This is a genomic window from Flexibacter flexilis DSM 6793, assembly GCF_900112255.1.
Lineage (GTDB): Bacteria > Bacteroidota > Bacteroidia > Cytophagales > Flexibacteraceae > Flexibacter > Flexibacter flexilis.
This window is the reverse complement of sequence record NZ_FOLE01000022.1, coordinates 1-9,231: the sequence shown is the minus strand read 5'-3', so window position 1 is coordinate 9,231 and position 9,231 is coordinate 1. Positions and strand designations below refer to the sequence as shown.

Below are 9,231 nucleotides of genomic sequence, written 5' to 3'. Positions count from 1 at the left end.
TTTTTCAGTGCCTCGCTTTTCAAAATCTTAACCCCTCTCTCGTTTAATCGGGGTGCAAAGGTCAGAAACTTTTTTTTAACTTCCAAATCTTTTTCGAAAATTTTTAAAGTTTTTTCAAGTCTCTACTCATATCAATCGCTCAACACAAGCTCCTTTTCCTTTTTTCAAGACTTTAAGCCGCTCTCGTTAGAACCGCTCTTCCTTAATCGGGTTGCAAAAGTCAGCGTTTTGTTTTTATTCTCCAAATATTTTCGCAAATATTTTTTGAGTTTTTTTATCGCCCTCTATAACTCGTTAGCTAACAACATTATAAAGCTCTCTTACATCCACCCAGAACCGCCTTCTTTCAAGCCGCTCTTCCTTTATCGGGCTGCAAACATCCCCCCTTTTTCTCTATTTTCCTAATTTTCCAACAACTTATTTTTAATTTATTTATTAAGTCATTTATATTCAAAAAGTTATAATGGAAAGATTTTTAAGGATACGGGTTTAAGCCTTCGATTAGCTCACAAAACAAGGCCTTTTTTACCTCTCCTACCCTAATACATAACTCTTCACAGTATATATTATAGTACACATTCTCTTTGTACTCGCCTATTATATAAAGAGGCTTTATAATTGTGGTATTACACTCAAAAACCATTATCTTAGACTTTTGTACTAATTTTCTGTGTTGCTATGACAAGAATATTTCTCTCTCTATGCTTGGTTTTAAGTTGGGCAACCAATGTGTTTGCTACTCGTATTCAAGGGGTTATCTATGACCAGCAAAAAAGCCCACTACCTTTTGCAACCGTTTATGCACAAGGCACAGCGTACGGCACAGCGGCCAATGCACAAGGTCAGTATTTTTTGGATTTGCCTAATGGAAACTACACATTAGTATTCAGATTAGTAGGTTATAGAACTGTTATTGAGCAAGTTACATTACAAAATACAACACTTACGAAAGATGTAACATTGCCAGAAGAAAACCTGATACTTGGCGAAATTAAGATTGTGGCTGGTGCCGAAGACCCCGCCATGGCCATTATGCGCAAGGCCATTGCCAAACGTAAATATTATTTGGAGCAAGTAGATGCCTATTCGTGTAGATATTATACCAAAGGAAACAACCGCTTATTAAAAGCCCCAAAGAAGTTTTTGGGCAAAGACTTGAATTTACCTAAAATAGATACGGCCAAAGGCACAATTATGTATTTGTCGGAAAGCGTATCGGATTATTACTGGCAAAAACCCAACAAATCGAAAGAAATCATGATTGCGGCCAAGACCAGCGGCCAACCTAACGCCTTTAGCTGGAACAGTGCCGCCGAAATGCAATCTAATTTGTATGAGAATTTGGTAAAAATAGACGAGTTGGGCGCACGCGGGTTCGTTTCGCCAGTGGCTTCTAATGCCATGCTATATTATAAATATGAGTTGGTAGGGACGTTTCGGGAAAATGGAACAGAAATTAATAAGATAAAACTTGTGCCGCGCCGTCGCAACGACCCTGTTTTTAGAGGACACATTTATATTCAAGATGACACTTGGCGCATACACAGCGCAAAACTTTTACTTACCAAAGATGCCAACATTCAATTTGTAGATACACTAAAAGTAGAACAAATTTACAGGCCTGTGGCTGATGATGTGTGGCTGGTGAGCCAACAGAAGTTTGAGTTTAATTATGGGCTGTTTGGTTTTCGGGGAGTTGGCCTGTTTTTGGGTTCAGCTTCGGACTTTAAAGTAAACCCCACGTTTGAAAAAGGGTTCTTTACTGCCGAAACCATCAAAATAGAGCCTTTGGCTAATAAAAAAGATTCGGCTTACTGGGACAGCGTGCGCGTAGTACCGCTTACGGCGGAGGAAGTAGATGATTATCACGATAAAGACAGCTTGCAGGTAATCAAAGACTCCAAAACCTACAAAGATTCTTTGGACAAAAAGTCTAACAAGCTCGCATGGAGCAATTTACTACTGGGCTACACGTATTCTAATCGTTACAAAAATTATAGTTTGTCGGTGCAATCGCCTTTGGCGGCGTTATCTTACAATGCGGTAGAGGGTTGGTATGCCAGTCCAGACATTACTTTTTACAGAAGAAACAAAGAAAAAAACACGTCGTGGGCTGTCAATCAAACGTTGCGTTATGGATTAGCTTCTAATACTTTTTATGCCAAAACAGGAGTTACGAGACTTTACAACCCATTCAAATTGAGTGCGTTGCGTGTAGAAGCGGGGCATTTTATTTATCAACTCAACGAACAAGAACCTGTTTCGCCAATCTCTACGGCCTTGGCTTTGTGGCGCGTGAACTATAACCCAGCACGTTTGTACGCCAAAAATTATGTGCAGGCCATTCACCGCACCGAGATTTATAACGGCTTCATGCTTTCGACGGGGCTACTTTTTGCCAATAAAAAAATGTTGCATAATGCCCAAAGTCTGGATAATGCGAGCAAATACCAAGCAAATGATTTGATTGTACATGATTTTGGAAAGCCTGATACTTGGTATCAATTTCCCGAATACAATACTTTGCAGGCATCCGTGAGGATAAGTATTAAACTTGGCCAAAAGTACATGACCCACCCACGCGCCAAGATTATCACGGACGAAGGGCGTTGGCCAACTATTGATTTGTATTACCGCAAAGCCATTGCCGCCGATTTTCTGAAAAGCAAAGCCGATTACGATTTAGTACGTTTGGGGCTGAAATACGCGAAAAGTTGGGGCTTACTCGGCACAACCAGTTTTAATTTGGAACATGGCCGTTTCTTGACCTCGCGCACTGTGTATTTTCAGGAAATGGCACATTTTATGGGCAATCGGGTGCTTATTCATCCGTCGGGCGAAGGCACATTTATTAACTTACCTTATTATTCGTACAGCACCGACGCGTATTATACACAGTTTCATGCGGTACACCGTTTTAATGGATTTTTGTTTAATAAAATCCCACTTTTGCGCCGTCTGCATCTGAGCGAATACATCGGAATCAATTATTTACAAGCACCAAAGGCACAAAGCAAAGATTATATGGAAGCGGTTGCAGGCTTAGAAAATATTGGGCAAGTGTTGAGTATTGACTACGGACGTAGTTATATTGGTGGCAAATATGCAGGCCAGCGAGTGGCGTTGCGTTTGGCTATTTTTTAATTTTTGAGCATAAAAAGGACCATGAGAGAGGCTGCTTTCCGAGAACAGAATAAAAAACGCTGGCAACATTTTGAGCAACTGCTTTCGCAACCGCGAAATGTAGATGCCGACCAATTGGCCGATTTGTTCGTACAACTCACGGACGATTTGGCGTATTCGGCCACGCAGTACCCCGAAAGCCCTACTACACTGTATCTGAACCAACTCACGGGCAAGGTACACCAACTTATTTACAGGAATAAAAAAGAGAAAAAAAGCCGCCTCATTACGTTTTGGACGCAGGAATTGCCGTTGATTTTCTATTCCATGCGGCTGTATTTTTTGTATAGCCTAATTTTGTTTTTGATAACGGCGGCGATTGGCGCATTTTCGGCGGCCTATGACGATACGTTTGTACGCCTCATTTTGGGCGATAGCTACGTGAATCAAACGCTTTACAATATCAAAAATGGCGACCCGATGGCAGTGTATAAGCAGCAAGACGCATTTGAAATGTTTTTTCTTATTGCTTTGAATAATATAAAAGTCTCGTTTCAGGTGTTTGCCATGGGTGTCATGCTGCCACTGATTGGAGCGTGTGTGATGTTATTTTATAATGGCGTAATGCTCGGTTCGTTCCAATATTTTTTTCATACCAAAGGCTTGTTGCTTTTTTCTGCCATGACGATTTGGTTACACGGCACTATCGAAATTGCGGCGATTGTGTTGGCGGGTGGCGCAGGTTGGCGCGTCGGCAACAGTATTTTGTTTCCCGAAACCTATTCGCGTGCCGACAGTTTCAGGCTCGGCGCGAAAGAAGGCGTAAAAGTGCTTTTTGGTCTAATTCCGTTTTTTCTGGTGGCGGCTTTCATCGAAGGTTTTGTTACGCGTCATACGGAAATGCCCACCGTAGTCAAGCTGCTGATTATTGGCGGTTCGTTGGCTTTTTTGGTTTGGTACGTGATATTGTATCCACGCAAAGTTGCCCAAAACGCATAAAAAAAGCCTATAAGAATTTCGGTTCTTATAGGCTTTTTTATTTATAAAATTAGAAAATCAATTACACCGCTGCCGCCTCCACTGGCTGACGGAAACCAACCCACGTAAAGCGTTTAATCACATATTCGGGATTGGTAAAAGATGCGTTACCCGCAGGATTGCCACCCGTAACATGGAAATCAGAGAAACTGGCGTGTTGGTTAAGATAAATGCCACCCGTCAGGTTAAAGGAAACAGGCGTGCAGGCTTCGGCCATTTCGTCCATTATAAATTCCTGCGTTTTGGCATCTGTCGTATAAGCTCCGCAAGAAATAGCACCGTGTTCTAAAGCCATTTCTTTGGCCAAAGCCACCGACTGCGCCGTATTTTCGGTTTCAATAAGTAACGCAATTGGCCCAAAAAGTTCTTTACTGAAAACCGCTTTATCTGTAGCTTTTACTTTCAAAATAACAGGTGTTGCGGTGCGTGCGTTGGGGAATTGAGGATTTTCGAGTTTTTCGGAAGCCAACACAATTGCCGAACCCAAACCGTTTACGTTATGAATACGCTCCGATGTGGCAGGATTTTGAATTGCTCCCAACACGAAAGGCGCAGCTTTCGGATTTTGCGTAACGCCACGCAAACAAGCCGCAAACTTCTCGGCTACTTCCTCAAAACTCACTTGTCCGTTTGGTGTTTTTACACCAGTACTCGGAACAAAGAAGTTTTGCGGTGCAGTACACATTTGCCCAGAATACAAACAAACCGAGAAAGCCAAGTTGTTCAACACTGCGTCAAGGTCTGTTACCGAATCCAAAATCACGGAGTTTACGCCTGCTTTTTCTGTAAAAATAGTTTTGTTGTGTAGTGTTTCCAGATAATTACCGAACACAGAACCGCCCGTGTAATCAATCAATTTAATGTCTTGATGTTCGGCTAATTCTTTGGTAATAAGATGATTTTGCGTATCGGCAGCCAACTGACAAACTTCAGGCGCAAAGCCGTTTTCTTTCAAAACTGCCTGCAATTCGGCTATCACAATCGCGATAGGCAAAACGGCTTTCGGGTGCGGCTTCACAATCACGGGATTGCCAGTCATAAGGCTTGCGTACATCCCCGGTACGGTGTTCCAAGTCGGGAACGTAGAGCAACCCACCACCAAACTTACGCCTTTGGGAACAGCTCGCCACGTTTTGTTGAGTTGAATATTAAATTTGCCCATGGGTTTGTCCCAAAGTGTGGCATCTGGAAAACGTTTTAGTTCTTCATAACCTGCCGCAATCGCTTCGAGGGCGCGGTCGGCAGCGTGTGGCCCAGAAGCCTGAAACGCCATCATGTAGCCTTGTCCCGTCGTGTGCATGGTGGCATACGCTATCTCAAAAAAACGCGATTGCATACGCATCAACGATTCTACAAGGATTCCCGCGCGGGTCTCGGCAGAGGCTTTCGCCCATGATTTTTGGGAAGATTTAGCGTTGTCGATGAGTGTGGCGGTGCTATAAATCGGATACGAAACATTCAGGGATTCTTGTGTGTATGGTGATGTTTCTTCGCCTGCCCAAGTGTCGGCATTGGCTTGCAAAAGCCCTGCAAAAGGTTTGCCTAAAGCCGCTTCAAAAGCTGTTTTGCCGTCAGCGTCGGCAGTTTCGCCGTAAGTTTTGGGCGATGGATTTTCGGGGAAAGCAGCGTAGAAAGTGCGCGCGTGCAAGGCTTCGATTGCTGCCTCAAGCAACAAACGATGTTTTTCGTATAAGCTCATTGTACAATTTTTATTGGGTTAAATTGATGTTGTGTATTAGGCAGCAAGTTAATTAAAAATGGAAATAATTGCTTTGCTGGTAAGTTTTTCTGTGTGGGGAGTTGCAAGAAGAAGATACGCACTGCTCTGCTGTGCGTATGTACGGGAATTAAATAAGCCTCACCTTAATTCCCCAAATACCTAAACCCATGCAACACAATATTAACATCTGTGGCAACGGTATAATCTTTTGCATAAAAATTGTCGAGGCGGCGCAACGTGGTTTGGTCTAAAACCTTCACATCGACACCATTACTCGGATTCAAAACCCCACGTCTGATGCTTGGCAAATGAACTTGCGCATCTTGTTGGCTAAAGCCAACCCACGATTTTTTCCCAAAAACTACCTGAAAAATATTGCGGATATAACCTAATTTTTTGCGAACAAACCAAACGTTTAGCGGCAAACTCGCCAGCAAAAACAAGCTTACGAACACATCAAACAGGCGTTTTTGGCGGCGGTTGTGTTTGCGCACGATGGCCAATTCCACATTGAAACTATAAAAATCGCCTTGTGCATTTTTTGAATTGCTACCAATAATATAGTTGCTGCCGTCGGGGACGATTTTGTAATCAGGGGCGTTTTTGCCGCTGGTTTCTATCATAAACCCAATGATTTGCTCGGCGGTAAGGTCTTTTGCACAAAAAATAATTTCTTCTACTTTATAAATATTAATGACTTCCTGTATTTGGGAAAGTTGTCCCAAACAATGTTCGTCGCGCAAATCCGTGTCGGCTTCCGTGCGAATAAAGCCCAAAACTTCCACTGGCGCAGCCACATTTTTTAACAAACCCAAAACCCGTTTGCTTTCTGCCGTAGAACCCACTATCACCACTTTTTTGCTGGCGGCGGAGTCTATCGAGAAATTGCGGTACTGGATAAAATGCCAAAGCATTCGCGAGGAAGCCAAAGCCACCGTAGCCCAGCCGCCACCCATTAGAATCAGGGCTTTAGAAAAACGATAATCATCAAAAAAATTACTGGCCGCCGAAATAAGCACCGTTCCGATGCCAATCCCCTGCACAATGTCCGAAAGTCGCGTTTTCTTTTCGTAAACCCCACTAAAATAAGCCGAAAGCAACCATACCAAAATATACAACGGCACGACGATTTGCATAAACTCGGGCGGATAGAAACTTGGCGAATGTTTGTAGTTGCGTCCCCAATAATCCTGCAACAAATACATTCCGACCGCGATAAGCAAGGCATCGGTCAGCGGCAAAACGGCTTGTCGGGCAAAACGTGCCGCAATGGCCATCGCCGCACGCAAGTAAATCGCCATGTTGATAAGCAAAGAAAAAGCCTTCATGCTTTTGCCCGAAAAATGCTTTTTGGCAAAAATGAGCATGGCGTTATAGAAAATGAACACGTAATTAACGCTTGCTTTCTTGGTGCTTTCGCCTTTGTAGTGAATAATGCGCGTGCCCGCGAAATAGTAGTTTTTATAACCACCCAGCAAAATCCGATACGAAAGATCGATGTCTTCGCCGTACATGAAATAGTCTTCGTCGAGCAAACCCACTTTGTCCAGCGTTTCTTTGCGCATGAGCATAAACGCCCCCGAAAGCACTTCTACTTCGTGGGTTTGGTCTTTATCTAAGTAGGTAAGATGATATTTTCCAAATCGTTTGGAACGCGGAAACAAAGCCGCAAGGCCAAATATTTTATAAAAAGAAACCCAAGGTGTAGGCAAACCGCGCTTGGATTCGGGCAGAAAAACACCTTTGCCGTCCACCATTTTTACACCCAAGCCGCCCGCTTCGGGGTGCGCGTCCATGAACTGGCAGCAACTCGTAAAAGTATTTTCTTCGACGACCGTATCAGGGTTGAGCAGCAAAATGTATTTGGCATCGGAAAGCTTAATGGCCTGATTGTTAGCTTTGGAAAAACCCGTGTTTTGGGTATTAGCAATGACTTTTACTTCAGGGAATTTCTCGCGCACCATTTGCACCGAGCCATCTACGGAGTTATTGTCCACTACCCACACTTCTGTATCAATGTTCTGGCTGGCTTTTCGCACGGACAAAAGAGCCTGTTCCAAAAAATGGCAAACATTATAATTAACGATGACGACAGAAAGTGTTTTCAATTTTGATTCGAAAAAAGTAGGTAAACAATACTCGTGCTGCGGCAATGATACGGAATTTGTGTGTATTCTGCCAACTCTGCATTAACGCAAAAAAGGCGGCGTATGGTATAAAAAAAGCCCGACCGTTTTGATGCGGTCGGGCTTTTGAGTCAATTATATAAGTTAAAACTTATTGTTGAATAGATACTTTTCCTACGAAACGTTGGCCTTCTACTTCTAAGTTTAACAAATACATTCCAGTAGGCAAACCTTCCGTTTCTACCTCTACGACTTGTCCTCCATTTAAACCATGGTAAGATCCTTCATACACTTTTTGACCTGTAGTGCTATACAAACGAACGATAGCGGCTTTGCCTTCTACATTCGCCAAATCTATTTTGAATGAACCTTTGTTAGGGTTAGGATAAATCGCCACAGATTTAGCTTTTACTTCTTTCACTCCAACAGGAGTAATCGCAAAGGTAGCGTAAGTCGTATCGTTATGAACTTCTTGGTCACCCAATACTTCTGTATAAGCATAACCTGTTACAACACCTGCTGTAGCTGGTGAAGTATAGTTACCTAAGTTAACCTCTACTGTACTATTAGCTTGTACTGTGCTAAAGATAAAACCAGGGTAAGAAGAAGCTCCAACAACAGCTGTCATATTATAATTGCTGAAACTTGAACTACCATAATTACTTACACGTACAATAACAGGGTAGTTAGTACTTGGCGTCATTACGGCAGGAGGAGATATAATCTGAACTGCACCAGCATCAAGCACGGTATTGTTTTTTAACAAGATGTCATCCAAGTGAACATCGCAGCTTGTAGTGGCATCTGTTCCATCTGTTGCTTTGAAGGCTATTCTAACTTCTTGGTTTGCATAATTCGCCAAATCTACTGTGTAAGTTGTCAGGGCTGCGGTAAGCGCAGGAGATGTTGCTCCGTTGAGCGCAAACAACTCAGACCATGTAGCACCACAATCAGTAGATATCATGACCGCTACTTTGTCATCAGCACCAAAAGTACCAAGTGTTGTACCATTGTTGGCTGTACGCAAAGCCGCTTTGAATGTTACAACTGGTGCGCCATATAGTTTCGTTGGAGGAGATACTATCCATGCGGTAATGCTATCTCCAGAAAGTGTTACACGGCCTGTTGAATTTCCACTGATTCCACCCGTTTTCCATGGAGAATCACCCTGTACAGATGTACCTCCAATGGCTTCGGACCAACCTTCGCCAATAACATTATCAA

General features: G+C 43.0%; 6 protein-coding genes. 3 read left to right on the top strand and 3 right to left on the bottom strand.

Features of this window, described 5'->3' with window-relative positions:
• The 3 genes from BM090_RS18695 to BM090_RS17785 form a co-directional block, all read left to right on the top strand.
• Positions 1–405, top strand: a 405-nt coding sequence (locus tag BM090_RS18695) for a hypothetical protein (RefSeq protein ID WP_221405429.1), incomplete at its 5' end; no start/stop codon positions are given.
• 273 nt (positions 406–678) lie between these two features.
• The gene (locus BM090_RS17790) at positions 679–3,144 is read left to right on the top strand and encodes a DUF5686 and carboxypeptidase regulatory-like domain-containing protein (RefSeq protein ID WP_091516960.1); all 2,466 of its coding nucleotides are present in this window, start codon (positions 679–681) and stop codon (positions 3,142–3,144) included.
• Positions 3,145–3,165: 21 nt separating this feature from the next.
• Positions 3,166–4,122, top strand: a complete 957-nt coding sequence (locus BM090_RS17785) for a stage II sporulation protein M (RefSeq protein ID WP_091516957.1) — start codon at positions 3,166–3,168, stop codon at positions 4,120–4,122.
• A 61-nt stretch (positions 4,123–4,183) separates the two neighbouring features.
• On the opposite strand, the gene paaN is transcribed toward BM090_RS17785, so the two are convergent.
• The 3 genes from paaN to BM090_RS17770 all read right to left on the bottom strand — a co-directional run.
• Positions 4,184–5,860: a phenylacetic acid degradation protein PaaN gene (gene paaN / locus BM090_RS17780; RefSeq protein WP_091516953.1), complete on the bottom strand. Its 1,677-nt coding sequence runs from the start codon at positions 5,858–5,860 to the stop codon at positions 4,184–4,186.
• A gap of 164 nt (positions 5,861–6,024) precedes the next feature.
• Positions 6,025–7,989, bottom strand: coding sequence for a glycosyltransferase family 2 protein (locus BM090_RS17775; RefSeq protein ID WP_091516949.1), 1,965 nt, complete (start codon positions 7,987–7,989; stop codon positions 6,025–6,027).
• Between the two features lie 169 nt (positions 7,990–8,158).
• On the bottom strand, positions 8,159–9,231 hold a 1,073-nt coding region (locus BM090_RS17770), incomplete at its 5' end, for a T9SS-dependent choice-of-anchor J family protein (RefSeq protein ID WP_143084044.1).